Source organism: Streptomyces rimosus subsp. rimosus, from assembly GCF_000720725.1.
GTDB lineage: Bacteria > Actinomycetota > Actinomycetes > Streptomycetales > Streptomycetaceae > Streptomyces > Streptomyces rimosus_A.
This window is the reverse complement of the sequence record NZ_JOCQ01000059.1, coordinates 19,114-44,225: the sequence shown is the minus strand read 5'-3', so window position 1 is coordinate 44,225 and position 25,112 is coordinate 19,114. Positions and strand designations below refer to the sequence as shown.

Here is a 25,112-nt window from a genome sequence, read left to right as displayed (position 1 = left end):
CTCACAGCAGTCCTCTCGTTCGGCTCTGTCGTCATGGTCACCGGTCCTGGTCCCGGTCCCGGGTGAGCAGCGGCCGCAGCAGGGCGCTCAGGGCCGGGACACGCTCGTCGGCGGGCGCGGGCCGGACCGGGGGCGCCTCTTCGGCAGGGGCCGCGGTCCGGCCCGGAGCGGCCGCGGCGAGACCGGCCGCGATGTCATCGGCCGTGCGGGCCCGCATCAGCAGGGACGGATCGACGTCGAGGCCCCCGCGCCGCTCCAGGGCGGTGGTCAGTTCGGCGATGACCAGGGAGTCCAGTCCCAGTGCCTGGATAGGCCGGTCGCCCGGGTCCTCGCCCAGCACGTGTACGAAGGCGTCCCGCACGTGTCCGCGCATCACCTCGTGGTCCCGGCTGCCGGTGGCCGGCGCATGGATCACCGTGCGGATCCGCGTGGCCACGCCGCTCGTTGCGGACGGCATCGCGGTCCGCTCCGGCGGGGCGGGAGCGCTGCCGGGGAAGACGACCGCACCGCCGGACCGTACGTGGTCGAGGAACGCGTCCGCCGCCTCGTCGGCGTCCAGGGAGTGCGCGGCGGAGTAGGACGCGTCCGCCTCCATGCCGGTGCCCGTCCAGTTGGGCCACGCGTGCGCGGTGACCGTGGTGGGGCCGCCGTTCTCGCGCTCGGCCAGGGCGAGTTGGTAGGCGTTGGCCAGGCTGTAGTCGACCAGGCCCCGGCCGGCCCGCGGCTGCGTGCCCGCGATCGAGGACACCAGCACCGCGAAGTCGGCGCCCTGCGTCCGGGCCAGGCGTACGGCGTTCAGCGAACCGGCCGCCTTGGGGGCGATCACCCGCGCGGCGTCGTCCCAGCGCCTGCGGTGCATGGCACCGAACGGGTTGGCCCCGCCGGAGCAGTGCACGACCCCGAGCAAGCGGCCCCAGCGGGCCCCGAACTCCCGCGCCGCGGCGGCCAGGGCGGCCGCGTCCGAGACATCACAGGGCACATACCGCAGCTCGGCCTGCCCCGACGCTTCCCGCAGCAGTACGGAGCGGGCCTCGTCGAGCACGGACCGCCCGACCACGCCGACGTGCCGCGCTCCCCGGTCGACGAGCCGCCGGACCAGGTGCCGTCCGACTGCGCCGAGCCCGCCGGTCACCAGGTAGTACCCCGCGGCGGACGGCTCGTACGACGGGCCGGGCGCGGCGGCGGTCATCGTCGGCACGTACCTGACGCCGTTTCGGTAGGCGGCGAAGGTGTCGGACGGCACGTCCGCGGCCGGGTCGCCGTCGGCACGGTGGAGCAGAGCCGTGTACTCGGCGGCGAGCTGCCGGGCCCGGGCCTCGGTCGCGTCCGCGGGGTCCAGGTCGATGACCGCGGAGCGCTTCCGGCTCTCCGCGCAGGTCGCCCGAACCGCCATGGCCATGGCCGCGGCCTCCGGACGGAGCTGTTCGCGCTCCGCCGCGTGCACGGCCACGCCGTGGTGCAGCGCCCGGATCAGCATGCCGTGCGCGGGCAACGCCGAGACGTGCTCGCGGAGTTCGGCCCAGAAGGCACTCAGGCCGGACGGCTCGTCGGCCTGCGGGCCCGGGCTGCCCACCGCGATGATCGTGTCCGCGCCGGGCCCGTCTTCCGCGACGGCGGCGCCCCGGTCCCGGAGAGCCGCCGTGAGCGCGTTCCGCAGGGCGGGGTCCGCGGTGATGATGCGCACCGATGCATGAAACAACTGGCTGCTGGAAGGCGGTAGTTCACTTTCCCGCCACTGGACCCGGAGGGCTTCCGGGTGGTGTCGGACCACTGTCTCCGCTGCCGGGCCGCCGTCGATGACTGCGGTTGCGGGCGCGGCTGCCACGGGGGCGGCCGGTACGCCGGTCTCGTGCGTGTGCCAGTGCTTCTGCGCGGCGAACGGATAGGTCGGCAGGTCCGCGATCCGTGCTCCGGGGGCGGAGAGCGCCGCCCAGTCGATGTGGGCGTATCCGGCCCTCACCAGCTCGACGACAGCGGCGTGGTCATGAGGCGTGCCGGCCGGGACCGGCGCTCCGAGGATCTGCTCGGCGGTCAGGCCGCTGTCGGACCGGGCGATCGGCACACTGCCCGCAGCGATGGCGCGCAGCGCCGCTGTGAGTTCGGCGGCGTCGCCACCGCTGACGGCCGTCTGGAACTCCAGGGCCGCGCGGCCGACGTTGGCCGTGTGGCAGAGGTCCGCTGCCGCCCAGTCGTCGCGTGCCGTCTCGAAGTGGTCGGCGTAGGCGGTCGCGAGCGCGCGTACGGCGGCCTCGTCGGCCCCGGTGACCCGCACCAGGTGGCTGCCCGCGGCTGCCTGCACGCGATCCGGTACCGCCGGTGGTTCTTCGACGATGACGTCCTCGAAACGGATGTGGTCATTGGGACGCGTGACATGCAGCGTCGGCGGAACCACCCCGTACTCCATCGCCAGCAGACACTTCACCAGACCCGCCAGCCCCGCGGCCGGCTCCAGATGACCGACATTCGACTTCAGCGACCCGATCGCACAGAACTGCGCACGCGCCGTACGTCCACGCCACGCCCGGGACACCCCCTCCACCTCGATCGGGTCACCCAGCCCCGTTCCCGTGCCGTGCGCCTCCAGCAGCCCGATCGTCTCCGGCGGGATTCCCGCGTTCTCCAGGGCGGCAAGCACCACGTCCCCCTGCGCGCGAGCGCTCGGCACCGTAAGGCCGCTTGTACGGCCCCCGTGATTGACCGCGCTCCCCCGGATCACGCCGCGCACCCGGTTGCCGTCGCGCAGGGCCGCAGCCAGCGGCTTCACCACGACCGACACCACGCCCTCACCCGGCACGAACCCGTCCGCGGCCGCGTCGAAGGGCCGCGACCTGCCCGAAGGGGACAGGGCCCGCAGGTTCCTCATGGCCACGTAGTGCAGCGGCGACATCGCGACCCGGACGCCGGCGACGACGGCCTGTTCGCACTCGCCGTCGCGGATGCTGCGCACCGCCGTGTGCAGGGCCACCAGCGACGACGAGCACAGGGTGTCCACCGTCATGCTCGGGCCGCGCAGGTCCAGGAAGTGGCTGAGCCGGTTCGCCAGGAAGGCGTTGTGGTTGCCGAGTCCGCTGTGCGTGTCCAGTTCCGCGGCGATGTTGTAGTCGCGGTAGTGCTGATAACTGGCGCCCACGAACACGCCCGTGGCCGGAGGGACGCGGCGCGGCGGGAGGCCCGCCGACTCCAGCGCCTCCCAGGTCGTCCGGAGCAGCCAGCGCGCCTGGGGGTCGAGCACCTCGGCCTGCTTGGGGAAGAAGTCGAAGAAGCGGGCGTCGAATTCCTCGATGTTGTCCAGGAAGCCGCCGGTGTCGGTCGCGCCGTCCTGCGCGTACGACCCCCAGCGGTGGGCGGGTGCGGGGCCGATCCGGGTGTCTCCCCGGGTGAGCAGCGACCACAGCTCGGCCGGGTTGCGGGCACCCGGCAGGGCCAGGGCGAAACCGATGACGGCCATGTCCTCCGGGCCGGGTGCGGCTGCGGCGGCGGGCTCGGCGGGGGTGGGGGACGGCTCGGCGGGGGTGATGGTCCGTCCGGGTCCGTCGGGCCGCTCGGCGCCGGCCGGTTCGGCGCCGGTCTCCCCGGCGACCCGTACGGCCAGAGCGCGGCAGTCCGCGGCGTCCAGGACGTCCGTGGGACTCAGCCGTACGCCGTGGGCCTCCTCGATGGCGGCCGCGACGGCCGTCGCGAGCATCGAGTCGAGTCCGGCGGAGGACAGCGGGGTGGTCGGGGTGACACCCGGATCGTGCAGGACGGTGCGCACGACGGCGACCACGGAGGCGACGGTGTCCGCCTCGCCGGCGGGTGGAGGCGTGCTCACGGCCGGGCGGCGCACGTCCTGCCCCGGCTCCTCCGCCGCTACGGGTACGCCTTCCCCCGTCACCGCCCGGTAGGCCACGTCCTCAAGGCGCGCCAGCACCCGGCCGTCCGCGGACAGCAGGGTGGCATGTCCGCGCCGCACGCCGTCAGGCGTGGTGCCGTCGGCATCGAACAGCACATAGGCCGTCCGCCCCGGATCATCCCGCCGCAGCACCCGGCCGATGGACACCGGCAGGTACGTCGCCGATGCCGCGGCCGGGTCGGCCAGGGTCAGGACGGCCATGCTCTGCAGGGCGGCGTCGAGGGCGACCACGGCGCTCTCCAGCCGCCCGCCGTCGGGCGCGTCGAGCCGTGCGAGCACCCGGGCGGGCCCGAAACGTATCTCGGCGAGGGAGCACAGCGGCGCCGACAGGTCCATGCCCTTGGCCGCGAACCAGGCATACAGGCCCGTGGGTTCCAGTGTCCGGTCGAGCTCCGCGCGCAGGGCGTCGATGTCGTGGTCGCCGGCCGTCGCGTCCGCGGCCTCGTCCGCGCGGCCCGTTTCGAGGCGGGCGACGATCCGGTCACCGAACCGGAACGTGACCGGCCCGGTGCGGGCGGGATCGTCCAGATCACTGGTGAGGGCGTGGAGTCCGGTGCCCCGGCTCACGAACTCGACCCGCCGCAGTACGCCGGTGGTCCGCAGCGCCACGGCCAGCGGCAATGCGCCCGGCAGGGTCTCCTCGGCGAAGACGCGGTGGGCGCGGCTCAGCCGGTGCACGATGTCAGCCGGATCGTCGGCGTCTTCCGCTTCCGGGGCGTGTGCCCGCGGGGGCGCGGCCCGGAAGGGGTAGGGCGGCAGGGTGATCCGCCGGGCCGGCGTCCCCTCGTACACCTGGCTCCAGTCGACGGTCCCGCCGCCGACGTGGAAGAAGGCCAGTCCGGTGCTCAGCCGGTCGTCCGGGGCGCGGAGCTGGTCAGCGAGCCGTTCAGGGGTGTGCGGTGTGAAACGGGCCAGCCGGGCCGCGAGCGCGGTGCCGGCCGTACGGGCTCCGTGCTCCAGGACCGCGCCGTCGCGCAGGACGGTCCCCGCGGCCTCGCCAGCCCGGCCCGCGGCCCGTGTCAGTCCGGCCAGCAGGGCGTCGGCCGTGGAGCCGAGGACCGCGACGCGGTACCGCAGGTGGTCGCGTCCCACAGCGGCCGAGCGGCACAGCGCGCCCACGGCCGAGGGCTCGGCGCGCAGAAGCCGCTCCAGGTCGGCGGCGCGCCGGACCAAGTCCCGCGGCGTGTGCGCGGACAGGAGCAGGAGATGTTCGTCCAGGCCGGCCGGTACGGAGGTGTCCGGCGCGTACGGTGCGGCGGGGTACTCCTCCACGACGATGTGCGCATTGGTGCCCCCCATGCCGAAGGCGCTGATCCCCGCACGGCGCGGACCGTCCGAGTGCCACGGCAGCGGTTCCGTCGGGATCACGAAGGGCACGCCGGTGAGATCGAGGTGCGCTCCGGGCGTCTCGAAGCCCGCGAGGGGCGGGATCTCCCCGTGGCGCAGGCACAGCAGGACCTTGACCAGCCCGGCGAGTCCCGCGGCCGGTTCCAGGTGTCCGACGTTGGCCTTCACCGAGCCGAGGTGGAGGGGCGCGCGGCGGCCCGGGTCGGCACCGAACACCTCGGTGAGCGCGGCGATCTCGATCGGATCGCCCAGCCGGGTCGCCGTGCCGTGGCTCTCGATCAGGGAGAGGTCCGCCGGGGCCGCGCCGGCATCGGCCAGGGCGGCGCGGATGACGGCGGCCTGGGCCTCGCCGCGGGGTACGGGCAGGGCGCTGCCGCGGCCGCCGTGGTTGACCGCCGCGCCGCGGATCACGCCCCAGATCCGGTCACCGTCGCGCTCGGCGTCCGCGAGAGGCTTGAGCATGACGGCGACCGCCCCCTCTCCGGGGACGAAACCGTCGGCCCGGTCGTCGAAAGGACGCGGCCGGGTCGTGGACAGCGCGCCGAGCTGGCTGAGGCTGCGGTAGTACCAGGGGGTGAGCCCGACGTGGCAGCCGGCCACGATCGCGGCGGCGCAGGTCCCGGCGCGCAGCGCGGCGACCGCGTGCTGGACGGCGACGAGGGAGGAGGAGCACAGGGTGTCGACGGTCTGCGACGGGCCCGTCAGGTCGAGCGCGTAGGAGATGCGGTTGGCCAGCACGGCGTTCAGCGAGCCGAGCGCGGTGTGCGGTCCGACGGTGTCCAGGCCCCGGGCGTCCCGGTGGTGGGTGTACGTGGCGCCGACGAAGACGCCGATGTCGCGGCGGCCGGCGAGCCCGCTCTCGTCCCGTACCGACCAGGCGTGTTCGAGCAGCAGCTTCTGCTGGGCGTCCATCTCCCCGGCCTCGCGTACGGAGATCCCGAAGAACGACGGATCGAAGCGGTGGATGTCGTCGAGGAAGGCGCCGATACGGCAGTAGGTCCCGGTCATGTGGGGGCCGCGCGCTTCGAAGTACGTGTCGATGTCCCACCGTTCGGCCGGGATCTCGGTGAACGCGTGCCGGCCGGCGCGCAGCAGTGGCCACAGGCCGGTGACGTCGGGTGCTCCCGGCAGGTCGCCGGAGATGGCGACCACGGCCACGTCCGTGCGCGGCCCGGTGTCCGGTCGCCGGGGAGGGGCGGCCGGAGCCGGCTCGGGCTCCCGCGCTTCCGGGGCGTCCGGTGCCACCGGTTCACGGGGGGCCCGGGCGGCCGGTGCCCGTACCGCGCCGGCCGCGCCGTACCGGTCCGTCAGCGCCTGGGCGAGGTCCGCGAAGTCGCCGTGCTCCAGGAAGAGGGTGGCCGGCAGGTGCAGGTCCCACCGGCGGGACAGCTCTTCCGACAGCTCGACGCTCATGATGGAGCTCATGCCGTAGTCGGCCAGGGGAACCCGGCGGTCGAAGGGTGTCACGCCGAGCCGTTCGGCGAGGAAGTTCTCCAGCTCGTCCGCCACCCGCTCCCGGCCGGCCACGGCGTGCACGTCGCCCGGGCCGTCGCGTTCCGGGCCGTCGCGTTCCGGGCCGTCGCGCTCCGGGCCGGTTTGCGGGCCGGTTTCCGTGCCGTCGGGGTGGGCGATGACCACCTGGCGGGCGTCGCCTCCCAGGACGCCGATCAACGCGTCCAGGGCCTCGGCCGTGCCCAGTGGCCGGACACCGCGGCGCCGGAGCTGGTCCGCGACCGCCGTGCCCATGCCGACCTCACCCCACAGGCCCCAGTCGACGCTGAGCCAGGGCGCGCCACGCGTATGGGCGAAGGCGTCCAGGTAGGCGTTGGCTGCGGCGTACCCGCCCTGGCCGAGGTTGCCGAAGGTGCCGGAAACCGAGGCGAACAGGACGGCGAAGTCGAGGTCCGTTCCGGCGACGGCGGCGGCGAGTTCGCGGACGCCGTCCGCCTTGGGCCGGATGACCGCGGTGACGTCCTCGATGGTGGTGGACCGGATCAGCCCGTCCTTGAGGGTGCCCGCCGCGTGGACCACTCCGTGGAGTTTGCCGTGCTCGGCGCGGATACGTACCACCACGTCGCGGAGCTGCCCCGGGACGGTGACGTCCGCGGCGTACGACACGACGGTGCAGCCGGCCGCCCCGGCTTCGGCCAGGCGAGCGCCGTCCGCGCCCGCCGCGCCACGCCGGCTGACGAGCGCGACGAGTCCGGCCCCCTCGGCGGCGAACCGGCCGGCGACCTCCAGGCCCAGTCCCCCGTGCCCGCCGAGGACGAGGTAGCGGCCACCGGGTCTGACGGCCCGGTGCGCCGGGCCGGTCCGCCGCTCGGGAGAGCGCACCGGCTCGTGGCGTACGCCATGCCGGTAGGCGACTTCCGTGGGGCCGTCGCCGAGTTCCGCCGTGAGCGCGCCGGGGGTGTCGTCGAGGTCGACGAGCCGGGGGCGCAGGCCGGGGTACTCGATGGCCGCCGTACGGACGAGGCCCCACAGTGCCGCGCGGGCGGGCACGGGTGTGTCGTCGTCCGCGACCGGCTGGGCGTGCCGCGTCATCACCAGGAAGCGGGACTTGCGCTGCCGTTCGCCGAGCGTCTTCAAGGCGGCGAAGCACCCGTGGAGCCCGGTGCCGAGTTCGCCCTCCTCGGCCCGGTCGTCGGTCGCCTCGGTGGCGTTCCACAGATGTACCACTCCCGCCACCGGATCCCCTACGGCTTCCCACAGCCGCCGGAAGCCGTCCTCGTCGGCATGCGTCAGGACGAGACGGTCGCGGCTCCGTGCGGGGTGCTCGCCGGGCGTGCCGAGGTGGGCCTCCACCACTCGGGCCCCCTCCGAGCGCAATTGACGACTCGTCAGCTCGCCGAGGGTGTCGCCGTGATGGAGGACCACCCAGGTGCCCTGCGCCGGTTCCCGTCCCGGGCCGGGCGCGGGCCGCCAGCGGATGCGGGAGACGAGCGGGAGCAGCTGCCCCGCAGGCTCGGCGACCGCCGTCGTACGGCGCATCCGTACGCCGTCGAATTCCGCGGCGACCTCGCCCGTCGGACCGAGGACCACGGCGTCGGCCGTCGAGTAGGCGCCCTCGACGCCGGTCCGGCGGGCCAGGACGGTGGCTCCGGACGCCAGCGCCGACAAGTCGGCGTACACGGCGATGCGCGCGACACCGATCGGCAGCATGGGCTGCGGTCCGCCCGCTCCCGCGAGGTCCTGGAGGGCGCAGCTGACGACCTGGAACACACCGTCCGTCAGCAAGGGGTGGGCCAGCCAGGGCATGGGCTCGGCGTCGCTGCGCAGGACGGCGCGGGCGACGCCCTCCCCGGCGGTGAGCTCACGGACCGTGCGGAAATCGGGCCCATAGCGCAGGCCGGCCCGCGACCAGCTCTCGTACAGGTCGTCCGGGGTGACCGGGTGGGTTCCGGTCACCTGCGGGACGGACGCGGGAGCCGAGCTCCGGGAGAGCGGACGGCCGCGGCCGGTGGACAGCCGTCGGCGCTCCCCCGCCACCATGGTGCTCAGCTCGAAGCGGTCGTCGGGGGCTTGGTCGTCGGGGGCGTGGGTGACATCGAGCCGTACGGCCGCCGTCGCGTCGTCGGCGATGGTCAGGGGCCGGTGGAAGGTCACGTCGGTGAGCTCCGGCGGCGAGCCGGTCCCGGGCCGGGCGAGGCCCGCCATCGCCATCTCCAGCTGCACCGCGGCGGGCAGCAGCCCGGTGTCCGCGGCACGGTGCTGGGCGATGAGCGGTTCGTGTCCCGCGAAGGTCTTCTCGTAGGTCTCGGCTCGGTGCGTCACGGTGCCTCGCTCCGGTGCTCGTAGTGGCGGTCGAACAGCGGGTGGCTGTCGGCCTTCGGCCTGACGCGGCGGCGAGCGGGGGGCGCGGCCAGCGGCTCTCGGTGGAAGGGGTAGGTGGGCAGGGTGGTCGTGCGGTGCTGCTTGCCCTCGTGGAGCGCGCTCCAGTTCAGGTCGGCGTCGGTACGGTTGTGGTGGGCCGCCAGGGCGGTGTGGAGCTGGACCTGACCCGTGCGCCCGCGGTGGAGGGTGGTGAGCCACAAGGGGTGCGGCTCGGCGAGGGTGGTACGGGCCAGGGGCGTGAGGTGGGGGTGCGGGCCGACCTCCCAGACGACCTGCGGTCCGGTCTCGGCGAGGGTCGTCAGTGCCTGTGCGAAACGGACCGGTCGGCGGATGGCCTCGGCCCAGTGCCCGGCGTCGACGGCGGAGTCCGGCGTGTGCCAGGTTCCGGTGCGGGTGTCCGCGAACGGGATGGCGGGCGGCTCCAGGGCGACGGCGGCCACCGCGTCGGCGAAGGGCGCGACGGCGGGTGCCATGTCGGCGGAGTGGAACGCGTGGCTGGTCGCGAGGGCCTGGGTACGGTGCGGAGTCTCCTCGCGGAAGCGGGCGAGCGCGTCGGCAGGGCCCGTGACCGTGTGAACCAGGGGCGCGTTGTAGGCGCCGATCTCCAGGCCGGGGTGGTCCCGCAGAGCGGCTGCGAGGGTGTCGGCGTCGGTGTGGACTACCGCCATGGCGCCGGTGGCCGGCTGGTCCTGCATGAGCCGTCCGCGCAGGGCGGTCAGGCGGAGCAGGTCGGGCAGGCAGAGCACACCGGCGGCCCAGGCGGCGGTCAGCTCGCCGAGGCTGTGCCCGGCGACGGCGTCGGGGCGTACCCCGGCGGCTTCCAGGAACCGTGTCAGGGCCACCTCGACGCTGACGATGGCGGGCTGCGCGTACCGGGTCCGGTCCAGCAGATCGCGGGCGTCGCCCCACAGAAGGTCGAGCAACGGCACGTCGAGGTGCGGGGCGAGGAGGTCGGCGCACTCGTGCAGCGCGTCGCGGAAGCACGGTTCCGCGGCGTACAGGTCCTGGCCCATGCCCGGGTACTGGGAGCCCTGACCGGTGAACAGGAAGGCCGTGGTGGCGGGCTTGCCGGTGTGCCGGACCACGGGCGTACGTCCGGAGGCGACGTCGGTGAGCCGGTCGGCCAGCTCACGGGCCGTGGACCCGTGCACGGCGACCCGGTGGCGCTGGGCGGCACGGCCGGTGTTCGCGGTGAAGGCGACGTGGCCCAGCCGGTCTTCGGGCAGGCCGGCCACGTGGCCGGCGTAGGCGGCGGCGAGGGCGCGCACGGCGGCCTCGTCGGCACCGGTGACCCGTACAAGGTGGCTGTCCTGCGCCGGCCCTGCGGGGGCGGGCGCATCCGGTGCCTCCTCGACGATGACGTGCGCGTTGACGCCGCCCATGCCGAAGGCGCTCACCGCCGCGCGGCGCGGCTCGCCCGTACGCGGCCACGCGACGGGCCGGTCGGCGAGGTAGAACGGCGTTCCCTCGAAGCGGATGTGGTCGTTCGGCCGCCGTACGTGCGCGGTCGGCGGGACGACCCCGTGCTCCAGCGCCAACAGGACCTTGACCAGGCCCGCGAGCCCCGCGGCGGGTTCCAGGTGGCCGATGTTGCTCTTCACGGAACCCAGCGCGCAGAACTGCGACCGCGCCGTGAAGCGGCGCCAGGCCCGCGTCAGGGCCTCCACCTCGATCGGATCCCCCAGTCCGGTGCCGGTACCGTGCGCCTCGACCAGGCCGATCGACTCCGGCGAGACCCCCGCGTCCGCCAGCGCCGCGGCCACGACCTCCTGCTGGCCCGCACCGCCGGGAACCGTCAGGCCGCTCGTCCGGCCGCCGTGGTTGACCGCGGTCCCGCGGATCACGCCGCGCACCCGGTCCCCGTCGCGCAGCGCCGCCGCCAAGGGCTTCACCACGACCGACACGACTCCCTCGCCCGGTACGAACCCGTCCGCGCCGGCGTCGAAGGCACGCGACCTGCCGGTGGGCGAGAACGATCTGAGGCGCGAGCCGAGCTGGAAGTACTGGGGCGACATCCCCATGTGCACGCCGGCGACGATCGCCTGACGGCACTCCCCGCTGCGGATGCTGCGCACCGCCGTGTGCAGGGCCACCAGCGACGACGAGCAGAGCGTGTCGACCGTCATGCTGGGGCCGTGCAGGTCGAGGAAGTAGCTGAGCCGGTTGGCGAGGATCGCGTTGTGGTTGCCGAGCCCGGCCGCGGTCTCCACGACATCGTCGACGACCAGGTCACGGTAGTGCTGGTAACTGGCGCCCACGAACACGCCCGTGGCACGGTCCGGCGCGCCCGCCAGCCCGGCGTCCTCCAGGGCGCGCCAGGCCGACTGGATCAGCTGCCGCTGCTGCGGGTCGATCCACTGCGCCTCGGCGGGCGACAGCCGGAAGAACCCGGGGTCGAAGTCGGTCAGTCCGTCGACGAAGCCGGCCCGCCTGAGGTACACGGTGCCGGGCTTGCCGTCGGTGCCGTAGTAGGCGTCGATGTCCCAGCGGGAGGCGGGCACGTCGCTCAGGCAGTCCGCGCCGTCGAGCACGACCCGCCAGAGTTCCCCGGTGTCGACCGCGTTCGGGAAGACCCCGTCGATGCCGATGACGGCGATGTCGTGCCGCTCCGGGCCGGCCGTGTCCCCGGCCGGCGCCGCGGGGGTGGTGATCTGTCCGGTGACCGACGGCGTCCCGCGCGGGGCGTCGTCCGGCTCCTCCGTGTACGCGGCTTCCGGCTCCTCCGTGTATGCGGCTTCCGGCTTTTCCGGCTCCTCCGTGTATGCGGCTTCGCCGGGGACGGTGGTGACGCCGTACTCCTCACGGAGCACGGCGGCGAGCCGGTCGACCGATCCGGTTTCCAGGACGAGGGTCACGGGGATGTCGGCGGCCAGCTTGGCCCGCAGGTCCTGCGCCAGCGCGACGGCCAGCACGGAATCGAGCCCCTGCTCCTGCAACGGACGGTCCCGTTCGAGCTCGTCGAGCCCCGTTTCCAGGGCCTCGGCCACCCAACGGGCCAGGGCGGCGTCGAGGCCGTCGCCCCGTCCCGTACCGGGCCCGGCGCGGTGACCGTTGTTCCCGGCGGCCGGGACCGACGGCCGGCCTGGGCCGGCACCGACGCCGCGTGCCGTACCGGGCCCCGGGGTACCGGCCCACAGCGCACCCGACAGCCGCTTCCATGTGATGCCGCGGGCTTCCAGCACCGGCTCGTCGCCGTCGAGGATCACCAGGCCGGCGGTCAGCAGGCCGGAGCCTGGGCCGGATTCCCGCTCCTGCCGGGCGTGGACGCGGGCGGTTGCCGGGACCGGGCCGAGCACGGTGAGCCGTTCGACGGCGAACGGAACGTACAGGCCCTGGGCGCCACACGCGGCAAGGGCGACCTGGAAGGCCCCGTCGAGAAGCCGCGCGTCGACCACGCCGTCGGATTCGGCCGCGGCGCGAAGCTCGCCCGTGGCCTGCCCGGGTGCGGTGGACAGCGCGGTGACGGTCCGGAAGGCGGGCCCGTAGGACAGCCCGGCGCGCTCGAACGTACGGTAGAACGCGCCGGTTTCGACCGTCGTGAAGTTCTCGCCGGACGGCGGGGCGAGCAGGGCCGGCTGTTCCGGTGCGGTCAGTTCGGCGGTGCAGACGAGGGCGCCGTTGCCGTCACGGAACGCGACCCGTGCTCCGTCGTGTTCGGCCGACAGGGACGCGGGCGCCTCGACGGCCCCGCGGAACGTCAGGTCGCGCAGTCCGAACCGCTGCCGTCCGACCAGCTCGGCCACCTTGCCGGGATAGGCCGCCCCGGGCAGGGTCGGCCTGCCGAGGACCAGGTGCCCGGCGGTCTCGGGGAGTTCCGTCCATACGGCGGTGGTACGGCCGGAGGTGTCGGCCACGTCACGAGTACCCGGGGGCCGGACCGCGGCCGGGGGCGTCGGCTGCGGCTGCCCGGCCGGCTCCAGCCAGAGGTACTTCTCGTCGTGCGGCGCGGTCGGGAAGCGTACGCCCGCCCGGCCCGGCCCGGTGCCGAGGTCCGCGCCGGTCACGAATTGCCGCGCCAGCGCATCGAGTTCGGCCCGGCCCGCCCCGTCCCGGACCGGCACCGTCTCCGTACGCCCGGTGCCGTCGGCCGCCCCCAGGTGAAGGGAGCGGACGTCTTCGACGCCGGCCAGGAACAGCCGCAGCTTGTCGCCGAGCTGTTCCGGACTGTCGATGACGCAGGCGAGCCGGTGTGCCGCAGCCGGACGTCTGCGGCTCGCCTCGCTGAGCGACGTGAGCGACGGGCAGTACGGGGAGTCCAGCATCAGCACGAGGCGGTGCGCCAGGGTGCGCAGCGCCGCGTCCGACCCCGCGGACAGGGTCAGCAGCCGGGGCAGCCGGTCGCGGTCCGCGGTGTCCTCCGCGGCGCGGGGAGCGGCTTCGACCACCACATGGGCGTTCGCGCCGCCGAAGCCGAAGCTGCTGACGCCCGCGATCCGCGGGCCCTCCCAGGGCAGCGGCCGGTCGGCGACGAACAGCGGTGAGGCCGCGAAGTCGAAGGAGGCGTTCGCCGTGGTGAAGTTGAGGGACGGCGGGATGCTCCCGGCCTGGAGCGCGAGCACCGTCTTGATGAGCCCGGCGATGCCGGAGGCGGGCTCCAGGTGGCCGATGTTCGTCTTCACCGATCCCACCGCGACCGGGTGCGTGGCCTCAGTGCCGAGGACCGCGTGCAGCGCTTCGAGCTCGGTGAGATCGCCCAACCGGGTGCCGGTGCCGTGTGCCTCGACATAGCCGATGTCCCCGGCGGCGACCCCGGCTGCCGCGAGTGCCCCGCGCAGCACTGCCGTCTGGGCGGGCCTGCTGGGCGCGGTGAGGAAGCCCGCGCTGCCACCCGTGTGGTTGACGGCGGTGCCACGGATCACCGCGAGGACCGGGTCCCCGTCCCGCCGGGCGTCCGCGAGCCGCTTCAGGATGACCACGCCGCAGCCCTCGCCGCGCGCGTAACCGTCGGCGCCCTCGTCGAAGGCCCGGCACACGCCCTGCGGGGACAGCATGCCGTTGCGGGCGAAGGCGCGCGTCTTGTCCGGCGTCAGGATCAGGTTCGCCCCGCCCACGACGGCCGCGTCGACATCGCCCGACCGCAGGTGCACCGCGGCCTGGTGCAGGGCGACGAGGGACGAGGAACACGCCGTGTCGACGGCCAGGCTCGGTCCCGACCAGTCGAAGACGTGCGACAGCCGGTTGGCGACCATGGAGATCGCGGTGCCCGTGGCCACGTGCGGGTCGTCGTGGCCGATGCTCCGCGTCACCAGGTCCGGGAAGTCGCTCGCGATCGTGCCGATGAAGACGCCGGTGGCACCGCCGAGCGACGCATGATCGTGGCCGCTGCCCTCCAGGGCTTCGGCGGTGACGCTCAGCAGGATGCGCTGCAGGGGATCCAGGCGCCGGGCCTCGCGGTCGGTGAGGCCGAAGCGTCCCGGGTCGAAGTACTCGACTCCTTCGACCCAGCCCGTCCGCACCTCGTCGGCCTCGGCCGCGGCCCACAGGTGGGCCCAGCCGCGCCGGCCCGCGGGCGCGTCACCGACGCTGGAGACGCCGTTGACCAGATTGCGCCAGAACTCGTCCGGAGTGGCGGCACCGGGGAACCGGCACGCCATCCCGATCACGGCCAGCGCACCGTCGGGGTCCGCCGTCCGCGCGTCCTGGGGTACGGGGGTGCGCGCCCCCGGCTCCGCTTCCGGCTCGGTGATCCGTACCAGGCCCTCGTCCGCCAGCAGCCGGGCCAGTTTGGCCGGGGTCCCGGTCGCGAAGATCGACGGAGCGGTGACCTCGGTGCCCAGCTCGCGGCTGAGGCGTACGGCAGCGATGGTGACGGTGGCCGAGTCGCCGCCGAAGTCGAAGAAGTTGGCGTCCACGGTGAACCCGGGCTGTGCCACGGTGTCGGCGAAGACGCGGGCGATCAACTCGGCCGGCGTTTCTCCGGTCAGCGGGGCCGCCGTGGCGGTTCCGGACGCGGTGACCCGTCCGGCCCCGGGAGCGGCCGGTGCGGGCACCGGTTCGGCGTGCAGGACCGTGTCGCGCCCCGGCAACGGCAGCCGGGCCCGCGCCACCTTTCCGTTGTCGGTCAGGGGCAGCGCGTCGATCCGTACGTACGCGTCCGGCACCATGTACTCGGGCAGCGCGGCGGCGACGGACTCGTCCAGCCGGGCCCGCGCCGGCAGGTCGTCGCCGACCAGGTAGGCAGTCAGCCGGGGTTCGCCCCGGCCCTCGAAACGGGCGGCGACGACAACCGCCGCGGTGATCCCGGGGACCCGTTCCAGCACCTGCTCGATCTCGGCGGGCTCGATGCGGTTGCCCCGCACCTTGACCTGGGCGTCGACGCGGCCGAGCCATTCGATGGCGCCGTCGGCGTGCAGCCGCACCTCGTCACCGGTCCGGTAGAGGCGCGTCCGGGTGCCGGGGTGGACGGTGAAGGCGTCCGCCGTGAGATCGGGCCGGTGGGCGTACCCCCGGGCGAGTCCTGCGCCCGAGATCCACAGCGTGCCCGTCGTACCGGGCGCGCACGGCTCCAGCCGCTCGTCCAGCACGTGCAGGCAGGTGTTCGGCAGCGGCGCGCCGAGCGGGACGAAGGTGTCCACGGTGGTGACGCGGTGGGCGGAGGCCCAGATGGTGGCCTCGGTGGGGCCGTACAGGTTCCACAGGGCCCGGGCCGAGGCGTGCAGGCTCCCGGCGACGCTCCGCGGCAGGGCCTCGCCGCCCGAGAGGACGGTGAGCTGCGCGGACGGGGTCCATCCGGTGGCCAGCAGGAGCCGCCACATACTCGGTGTGGCCTGGGCGACGGTCACCTCGCCGGCCAGTTCGGCCAGGCGTCGCGGATCGCGCGCCACCTCGCGGGAGGCCAGGACGACCGTGCCGCCGACGGTCAACGGCAGCAGGAGTTCCAGCAGGGAGATGTCGAAGGCGACCGTCGTATGGGCGAGTACGACGTCCTGGTCCGAGGAGCCCAGCCGCTCGCCGATGCCGGTGAGGAAGTTGGCGAGCGCCCCGTGCTCGATCTCCACGCCCTTGGGGGTGCCCGTGGATCCACTGGTGAACAGCAGGTAGGCCAGGTCGTCGGCGGTGACCCGCGGCGGCACGGCCGGAGCGGACCCGTCCGCCTCCGGTACGGGCAGGGCGGTGCCCAGCAGCGTGCCGAGGGCGTGGGTGGTGCGGTCGGTGAGGATCAGGTCGCACCGCGCCGCTTCGGTGTATCCCCGCAGCCGCTGCACGGGGTACGCCGGGTCGAGCGGGAGGAAGGCGGCGCCGGAGCGGAGGACGCCGAGGAGGGCGGGAATCAGGCCGATGTCCCGTTCGACGAGGACACCGACCACCGATCCGGACTCGATTCCCTGGTCGTGCAGACGTGCGGCGATGGCGTCGGCCCAGGCGTCCAGGGCGGCGTAGTCGAGGGTGCGGGTGCCGCTGCGGACGGCGGTGGCCGTGGGCCGGCCGGCGGCCACGGCGGCGTACAGGTCGAGCACGGTGGCACGGCCCGTTGCCGCCGTCTTCCCGGCGTCAGGCGGTGCGGCGTCGGCCCGGGGCACGGGCCGCTTGTCATCGCCGTGCAGGAGGGCGGCAAGGATCAGGTCCTCGACCCGCTCGGTGAACTCCAGCGCCTCGTCGCCCCCCATCGCGGTCTCGCGGATGAAGACGGCCGGCGGGCCGTCCCGCAGGCACAGCAGCGCGATCTCGGTGTGCGGTTCGGCCGAAGCCTCCTCCCCCGCGCCGCGTTCGAGGACCATGACGTTGGTGAACGTCGGCTCCCCGGAGCCCAGGGGGCGTCCCGCGAGACCGAGCCGGACCTCCAGGTCGACGGCGTAGCCGTGCCGGGCAGTGGCCTCGTCGAGCTTGTGGCGCAGTGCGGGGACGCTGTCGCCGTCGAACCGTACGGGGAAGCGCGCGGCGGCGATGCCGTGGGTCTCCTCGGCCCGTAACCGGGCGGCCGACGGCGACCAGGCGAAGTCGAAGCTCCGCTCGCCCGCGCGCTCGGCCACGGCCTTCAGGAAGGCACGGACGACGCCGGTCGCCTCCTCGTGGGAGGACGGGACGTAGGCGAGCTCGTAGCGGCCGTAGTGCGCCGTGCCGGCGCTGAAGTCGTCGACGGGCAGCGGCACCGGGCGCAGGTCCAGCAGTCGCGCCCGCCACCACGGTTCATGGGACCGCAGTGGCCGCTGGGCGGCGGTGATGGCGGCGAGCCGGTCTCCGTCGACGGGGGGCAGCGGGGCGCCTTCGGTGGCGCCGAGCCGCTGTGCGGCGGCCTGTCCGCTGAGGGCGCTTCCGTCGACGGCGGCGAAGTCGCTGAACACCAGGTCGGCGTCGGGTGCGGACAGGGTCAGCGCCGAGGTGGTCACCGACCGCACGACGGTGTCCGTGCGGGGTTCGTCCCGGGGCACGAGCCTGACCTGCCGGGTGAAGACGGCGCCCTGGGCGGTGACGAGCGTGGGTACGCCGAGCGGGTTCGGGAAGCTGCCGTAGTCCAGGGCCTTGGAGATCCGCGCGGCCTCGGCGGCCGGCGTACCGGCGTGGATGAGGCCGCCGGAGGCCATGCGAGCGGACCGTCGGTAGAACCGCCGCTCACGGTCACCCGTGTCGACCGCGTCGGGCAGGGTGCCCGCCACGACGTACGGGACGAGGTCCTCGAACAGCTCGATGCCGATCTCGGCGGTCTCGTACGTCAGCGACAGCGCGGTGGAGTGCTCGCGGACCGGGAACCAGCGTTCGAGCAGGACGCTGCCGGCGTCCACGGCCTCCGTCATCCGGTGCCACGTCGCCGCGTGCCGGGTCGCGCCCTCGTACAGGGCCCAGGCCGGGACGTTGCTGCCGGAGTAGCGGGGCAGCGGGCCGTCGTGGAAGTTGACCGCCGCGACCTCGGGCAGGCCCAGGACGTCCGCGGTCAGGATGCGGAAGTTGACCATGCTGAACAGGTAGTCGAACTTCCGCCCGGCCAGCGTCGCCGCCAGGTCACCGCGCGGGTCGAGCACCGGTACGGCGTGTTCGCCCGCCCACGTGACGACCGCCGGGTCGTCGCTGAGGATGCCCTCGATGCGTACGCCCGCGTCGAGCAGCCGTGCGGCGCACCGGGTGAGGACCCGGGTTCCCCCGATGATGTAACAGGTGGTCGTCATGCTCGCCCCTTGGCCGCGGAGGGCTCGGCGGGGCGGGCCGGGCCGGTGCGTTCCGTATCCGGCGTGCCGGGGCGTTCCGTATCCGGTGTGCCGGGGGTGCCGTGGAGGCCGTGGGTGCCGGCCGCGTCCTGGGCCGGGTCCGTGGTCCGGGCGGCGACCCAGGAGTCGATCTGCGAGACGACCTCTTCGTCGAGCGAGAGCTGGCCGGGGGTCCACGACGGGTTGGACAGACCGCGGTGGGTGCGTTCGCACATCTCCCAGTCCTCGTGGTTCGCCTTGTCCCACAGGGCGAACACGGCTTCGTGGGAGAAGTCGCTCTTGGCGGTCTCCGAGGGGTGGAACAGCCAGAAGTGCCGTACGAAGCAGGTGCCGGGGCTCTCCGGCCAGACCCACTGCATCATCACGTAGTCGGCCGTGAACCCGAACAGCAGGTTGGGCAGGATGGTGATCCAGTTGATCCGCTGCCGGTCGGCCTCGGGCACGCGCGGCAGCGGCGTGCGCCGGCTGTGTCCCGTCATCGATACGGAGTTGAAGCCACCCCGGATGGACTGCCAGGCCCCGACGATGTCGCCCTTGAGGTCGTAGGTGCCCGCGTCGTCGAAGTCGGTGATGCGGTGCAGGTCCTTGTGCGCGGTCGGGAAGTGCAGGCTCTCGTTGACGTTGTGCGCGACGAGCTTCCAGTTCGAGGCGACCGGGTAGTCCTTGGCCTGGACGCACTCCAGGTCGGCGAGTTCGTAGACGCGCGCGAACTCCCCGAACTCTCCCAGGGCGTCGTCGAGGTCCGGGGCGTCGTCGCTGAAGGTGATGAAGACGACGCCGTGCCGGATCTCGGTGCGTACGGGCAGCAGACCGTTCTTCTCCTTGTCGAAGAAGTGGTCGAAGTAGGTGCCGTTGAGGCTCTTGAGCTTGCCGTTCCGGTCGTACACCCAGCAGTGGTAGAGGCAGACGAGGCTCTGCCGCTTCCCGCTGGCCTCCTCCACGAGCTTGTAGCCCCGGTGCCGGCAGTAGTTGTGGTACGCCTGGATGCCGTCGTCGCCGTGGAGGAGCAGGACGGACCCGCTGCCGATGTTCAGGGTGCTGTAGGAGCCCTTTTCCCCGAGGCGTGAGACATGGTCCACCGGGAGCCAGTGCCGGCCGTAGATGCGGGACATCTCCCGCCGGTACTGCTCTTCCCCGGTGTAGAAGTCGTGTGACCGGCCGATGCCGCCGGACTCGAAGTAGGGCCTGTCCTCCGGCTGTTTGCCGATCAGGTCGAACATGCTGGACGCGCGCGTCATCTGGTGAGCTCCCTCAGGGTGAGGTGCGTGGAAGTCTGTGGCGGAGGCCCGGCCACGGGCCGTGTGGACGGGGCGCCGGAGCGCCTGCGCCCAAGGCCGTTGGGCAGCGAGCAGCGGGCAACGGGCGCCTGCGCAGCTCCGGGTACGGCGGCAAGCCGGGCCGGGCCCGGGGGCCGGTACGGAAAGACGGAAGGGAGAGGCGGGGGCGAGGATCGGCGGGCCGGCAGCAGGGGCGCACCACAGCGCTCGTGCGGCGGCCCGCCGCGGCCCGCGGGCGCTCCGTCGCCACGCGGCACGCTGCGTACGGATCTCGGCGCACACTCCGCACGGACCCCGCCGCACACTCTGCGCGGCCCGTGGTGCCCGGGGTGCGGGTGCCGACGCACCCGGCGCCCGCTCGCTCCGGTCGGGTGGATCGCTTCGGGTCACTGCGGTCCTCCCGGCCCCTGCGGCACGCTCCGTGACCGCAGGGGCCGGGAGGTCAGGCGGCCGGATCGTAGACCCGCTCGTCCTGCGGTACGCCGGCGTCGTCGTACAGACGCTCCAGGGCGTCCGGAGCGTAGATCTCGTAGTCCGGTACCACGCCGCCGATCAGGCCCAGCATCTTGTTCGTCCACTCCTGGCTGGCACTCATCGCGCTCATCGTCGCCTTGAAGAACGGCGGGAGTTCGGTGAGTTCGCCGAGCGTGGTGGTGAAGTCGTAGACGCCGGCGCTCTCCTCGTCCCGCACCTTGTTGTACTCGGCCAGCGCCTCGTCCATCGGCCGCTCCCCGGACAGCCCCTGGTGGACGCGCTCGGCGAGCAGTTCGCCGTGGAGGAAGGCGTCGGTCATGCCCCAACCGGTGTAGGGGTCCTTGTGGTAACCGGCGTCGCCCACGAGGGCCCAGCCGGGACCGTGGGCACGGCGGTAGTAGTTGTCCGGGTAGCGCATGGGACGGAAGTTCTCCTCGCGCCGCCCGGCATCACGCAGCTGGGCGCCCATGTCCGGAGCGACCTCGTCGAAGACCGCCTGGAAGCCGGTCTCCACGTCCTGGCGGAAGTCCTTCAGCCGGCCGCGGGTGCAGATGACGGCCAGCATGGTCAGCCCGTCGTTCGTGGGCCAGCTGCCGAACCAGCTCTCGTGGAGGCCGGTCTTGTGGTGCAGGCCCCAGTCGAGGCCGCTGTAGTACGAGTAGTAGCTGAAGCCGGCCGCGGGGCGCACGTTGTACAGCTCCGCCCCGACCTTCTTCGCGACCGTGGAGTGGAACCCGTCCGCGCCGATGACGAGCGGGGCCCGGAACTCCCGTTCCGGCCCGTCCCCCGCGCGTCCGCGGATGCCCGTCACCCGGCCCTCGGAGGCGATCACGTCGGACACGGTGAAACTTTCCAGCACTTCGGCGCCGGCCCGGCGCGCGGCGTTGACCAGGATTTCGTCCAGCACGGTCCGGCGCGGGCAGTACACGGCGTCCACCCCGTCGACGGGGTCGGCGAAGCCGTTGAGTTCGATCCCCCGGTACGCGTAGTGCATCGTGCGGAGCGCCGGCGTCTTCGCCGCCACCACCTCGTCGAGCAGGCCCCACTCCTGGAGCTTCAGCAGCCCCGCCTGGTGGATGTAGTGCGTCGAGACGGTGTCGCTGGGAAAGGAGGACCGGTCCACCACGAGGACGCGGTGTCCCAGTCGCGCCAACAGCATGGCGACCGGCGAACCGGCACAGCGGGCACCCACAACAATGACGTCGTACACGAGCTCCCCCATGAATCGAATCAGGCACCTGGCAGCGAATCCAGGCCCGGTCACGGCGTTCCGTGGTCAGCAGCGCCGATAATGACCGGAAGGTTATGGGCAGCAACTGACGAAGGTCAACAGTTGGTAGTGAGATGGCAATGTCACAACATTGCAGCCCATCCCTTGAACATTCCATTCCACTCCACAGAGTCACTACCAGGGGGGTGACATGACACCATATACACCTTTTGCCGCGCACCTTTCGAGGCGAATGTGGCTTGTGACACACCCCAGGGTGACGGGCGAGCGGCCACACTCGGTGAGTGGCGCACCACCGTTTCCCACGCAGCGTAGGTAAAACGAGAAGGCCCCTTCCATGAATTTCCATTCCACATCCGCCGCGAATTACTCGGTTGACGTAACCCGAGAAGTTGCCTGAACGAATCGCGCCACAGCGTGTCCAAAAACTACTGCCCGGGCCTTTCGGCGCGGTCACCCCCCGGAGCACGAACGACCAGGAGAGGCCCGCTTCTCGACAGATCACGGACTGCGGACGCGCTGCGGAGATTTCCGCCTTGTCGTTCGCCCGGAGAGCCGGCGGGACAGCGCGGCCCCATGGACGTACGCGCGCTTCGAGGGCCGCGCGCTTCTGGTCGTACCGGAACGGGACGCGGTCATCCCGCCGGTGCGACCGAGCTTCTGCACCGCGCGCCGGGAACAACGCCTCGGCCCGGGTTCCCCGGCGGGCCCGATGGCGACGGCTACGGCCGCATCGCGAGATCCACGATGCGCTGTACCAGATCGGGGTAGTCCCAGCCTGCCCCGGTCGCCGCGCGCGGGAGCAGGCTCGCCGCCGTCAGGCCCGGGAGCGCGTTCACTTCGAGGCACATCGGTGTGCCGCCCGCGTCGTTGCGGAAGTCGGCACGTGAGTACGTGCCGCTGCCGAATCCCAGGGCCCGGTGCGCGCGTACGGCCAGTTCCTGAAGTCTGGAGGCGAAGTCGGCCGGGATGCGCGCCGGGCAGACTTCGCCGACCGCCTCGGGCTGGTACTTGGCCGTGTAGTCGAACACCGGCGTCGTCAGCTCGATCTCGACGACGGGCAGCGCCTGGCCGCCGAGCACGCCGACGGTGAACTCCCGCCCCGGGAGGAAGGGTTCCACCAGCAGCTCGGCGTCACCGGCACGCATCTCGGCCGCGACCCGGGCCAGTTCCGGCAGCGAGTCGACCCGGTGGACCGACACGCTCGAACCGTCCGCGACCGGCTTGGCCACCACCGGCCCGGCTTCAACCAGCCGCCGTACGTCCTGTGGCACCGCGTCCCCGCCGGCCCCGGGCCGCCACAGCACCCGGTCGGCCACCGGCACACCGGCCGCGCCCAGCACGGCTTGCGCCCGCCCCTTGTGCCAGGCTGCCGCGCACACCGCGCTGCCCGCGCCGGTGAACCGCACGCCGGCCATCTCCAGCAGCGCCTGCACATGCCCGTCCTCGCCCCAGCCGCCGTGCAGCGCCAGGAACACCAGCTCCGCGTCGCGCAGCAACTCCATGACCGGGCCGCCGGTCAGTGCGGTGTGCATGCGCCGCCGCAGTTGCCGTTGTTCCGAGAGGGACGGCGGTTCCTTGCCGACTGCCACCGTGTCGACCGCGTCACCGGGACGCAGCGGTCCGGCCAGGACCGGCTCCACGGCGGCCGGGTCGATCAGCACCACCTCGTGTTCTCGCTCCAGCAGGGCGCGGGCGACCGACCGGCCCGAGGCCAGGGAGACATCTCGTTCCGTGCTCTCTCCGCCGCACAAAATAACGATTCGCATGCCGGGATTCTGACGTATTGGGCCGAATTGCGCACGCGTACCCTTCATCTATCCCTCATCTACCCCTCGTCCATCCCTCATCGATACGCCACGGGGCGGGGAAGGCGAACGCGACCGCGCCGGACGGGACGCCATCACGGCGCTGCACGCAGCCGCTCCGCCAGCTCGCCGTCGCCTTCCACCTCGATGCGGCCGGACCGCACCCCTTCCCCGAAGGTGAGCCGCCCGCCGAGAAGGTCCTCACAGGCGTCGGACCGCAACGCGACCCGGGCGGCGGGCTTCTCCGCCGCGCCATCGCCGTACAGCGGAAAGCCGCCATCGGTACGCAGGTGGAAGGTCCCCGAGTCCAGCACCACGTCAACGATGCCCGCGAGGCCGCCCGACGCTCCGGTCAGCAGCCGGAGGAGCGGGAGGGCATGCCAGTGCGCGCGCACGGCGTCGGTGGGCCGCCGGTCCGGCAGGGCCGGCGCTCCCCACTCCGCGAGTGCGGTCAGGACGGACTGCAACTGCCGCCCTCGTGGCGTGAGTTCGTAGACGTAAGAGGCGGCCGGCGGGGGGAGGCGGTGGCGGGTGGCCAGTTCCTCGCGCTCCATGTCCTTGAGGCGGGAGGCCAGGACATCGGTACTGATGCCGGGCAGGTCGGCGTGGAGGTCGGTGTAGCGGCGGGGTCCGGCGAGGAGTTCCCGGACGATCAGCAGGGTCCACCGGTCCCCGACGGCGTCCAGGGCCCGGGCGGCGGCGCAGTAGTGGTCATAGCTTCGGCGGCGAGGCATGGCAGCAGTCTAGAGAAGACATTGGACTTGCCAAGCTCCTACTTGGTAAAACCAAGTACGCAACGAAGCCTTGGGAGGCCACCGCATGGAATTCCGGCAGTCGAGCAAGCTGAGCGACGTCTGTTACGAGATCCGCGGACCGGTGATCGAGCACGCCAACGCCCTGGAAGAGGCGGGGCACAGTGTGCTGCGCCTGAACACGGGCAACCCCGCCCTGTTCGGGTTCGAGGCGCCGGAGGAGATCGTCCAGGACATGATCCGGATGCTGCCGCGGGCCCACGGGTACACCGACTCGCGCGGCATCCTCTCCGCCCGGCGCGCGGTCGCCCAGCGCTGCCGGGCGCAGGGCCTCCCCGAGGTCGACGTCGACGACGTCTTCCTGGGCAACGGCGTCTCCGAGCTGGTCAGCATGGCCGTCCAGGCGCTGCTGGAGGACGGTGACGAGGTTCTCGTACCCGCGCCGGACTTCCCGCTGTGGACGGCGGTGACCACGCTCGCCGGCGGACGCGCCGTGCACTACCTGTGCGACGAGTCCGCCGACTGGTACCCGGACCTCGACGACCTGGCCTCGAAGATCACGGACCGCACCAAGGCCCTCGTGATCATCAATCCCAACAACCCGACGGGCGCGGTGTACCCGCGCGAGATCCTCCAGGGGATGCTCGACCTCGCCCGCCGCCATCAGCTGATGGTCTTCGCCGACGAGATCTACGACCAGATCGTCTACGACGACGCCGTGCACCTCCCCGCGGCGTCCCTGGCCCCGGACCTGGTCGTGCTGACCTTCGGCGGCCTGTCCAAGACGTACCGGGTGGCGGGGTTCCGCTCGGGCTGGCTCGTGGTCACCGGCCCGCGGCAGCACGCGCGGAACTATCTGGAGGGGCTGACCATGCTGGCCTCCATGCGCCTGTGCCCCAACGCGCCCGCGCAGTACGCCATCCAGGCCGCACTCGGCAGCCCGGACTCCATCCGCGGCCTGACCGCCCCCGGCGGCAGGCTGTACGAGCAGCGCGACCGGGCCTGGCGGAAACTGAACGAGATCCCGGGCGTGTCGTGCGTCAAACCGAAAGGGGCGCTGTACGCGTTCCCGCGCATCGACCCCGCCGTACACAAGATCCACGACGACGAGCAGTTCGTCCTGGACCTGCTGCTGCGCGAGAAGATCCAGGTCGTCCAGGGCACCGGCTTCAACTGGCCGTCCCCGGACCACTTCCGCATCCTCACCCTGCCGCACGCCGACGAACTGGAATCGGCGATCGGCAGGATCGGGCGCTTTCTCACGGGGTACCGGCAGGGCTGAACCGGCGGGCGGCGGCGTGCGCGGCAACGGGGTGCACATGAGTCCGTACGCCGGAGCCTGGCCATGTCCCTTCGG

7 protein-coding genes are annotated in these 25,112 nt (G+C 73.1%); 1 reads left to right on the top strand and 6 read right to left on the bottom strand.

The genetic code is table 11. The features are described from left to right. Positions 1-37: 37 nt before the first annotated feature. The 6 genes from IH45_RS0127015 to IH45_RS0126985 all read right to left on the bottom strand — a co-directional run bounded on the left by IH45_RS0127015 (position 38) and on the right by IH45_RS0126985 (position 23,737). Positions 38-9,013 (bottom strand): SDR family NAD(P)-dependent oxidoreductase, encoded by an 8,976-nt coding sequence (locus tag IH45_RS0127015; protein WP_030673763.1) that lies wholly within the window; start codon positions 9,011-9,013, stop codon positions 38-40. Continuing rightward, positions 9,010-18,174 carry a type I polyketide synthase gene (locus tag IH45_RS1000000148110; RefSeq protein ID WP_032918481.1) on the bottom strand — a complete coding sequence of 3,055 codons (9,165 nt, stop codon included), beginning with the start codon at positions 18,172-18,174 and terminating at the stop codon, positions 9,010-9,012. The genes IH45_RS0127015 and IH45_RS1000000148110 overlap by 4 nt, the downstream gene beginning before the upstream one ends. Continuing rightward, on the bottom strand, positions 18,171-19,451 hold the full coding sequence (locus tag IH45_RS0127000) for an aromatic ring-hydroxylating oxygenase subunit alpha (protein ID WP_234440688.1): 1,281 nt from the start codon (positions 19,449-19,451) through the stop codon (positions 18,171-18,173). Before IH45_RS0127000 ends, IH45_RS1000000148110 begins: the two co-directional genes overlap by 4 nt. Positions 19,452-19,932: 481 nt before the next feature. Then, positions 19,933-21,186, bottom strand: coding sequence for an NAD(P)/FAD-dependent oxidoreductase (locus tag IH45_RS0126995; protein ID WP_078897797.1), 1,254 nt, complete (start codon positions 21,184-21,186; stop codon positions 19,933-19,935). A 731-nt stretch (positions 21,187-21,917) separates the two neighbouring features. Further along, positions 21,918-22,964, bottom strand: a complete 1,047-nt coding sequence (locus IH45_RS0126990) for a D-alanine--D-alanine ligase family protein (protein WP_030673753.1) — start codon at positions 22,962-22,964, stop codon at positions 21,918-21,920. Positions 22,965-23,098: 134 nt separating this feature from the next. Further along, a complete protein-coding gene (locus IH45_RS0126985) occupies positions 23,099-23,737 on the bottom strand; it encodes a winged helix-turn-helix transcriptional regulator (RefSeq protein ID WP_030673751.1) in 639 nt (212 codons plus the stop codon). Positions 23,738-23,822: 85 nt separating this feature from the next. Here IH45_RS0126985 and IH45_RS0126980 point away from each other — a divergent pair, with 85 nt between their 5' ends. Further along, entirely contained in the window at positions 23,823-25,037 is a 1,215-nt protein-coding gene (locus IH45_RS0126980; protein WP_030673748.1) for a pyridoxal phosphate-dependent aminotransferase, read from the top strand. The last annotated feature ends 75 nt before the right edge of the window (positions 25,038-25,112 follow it).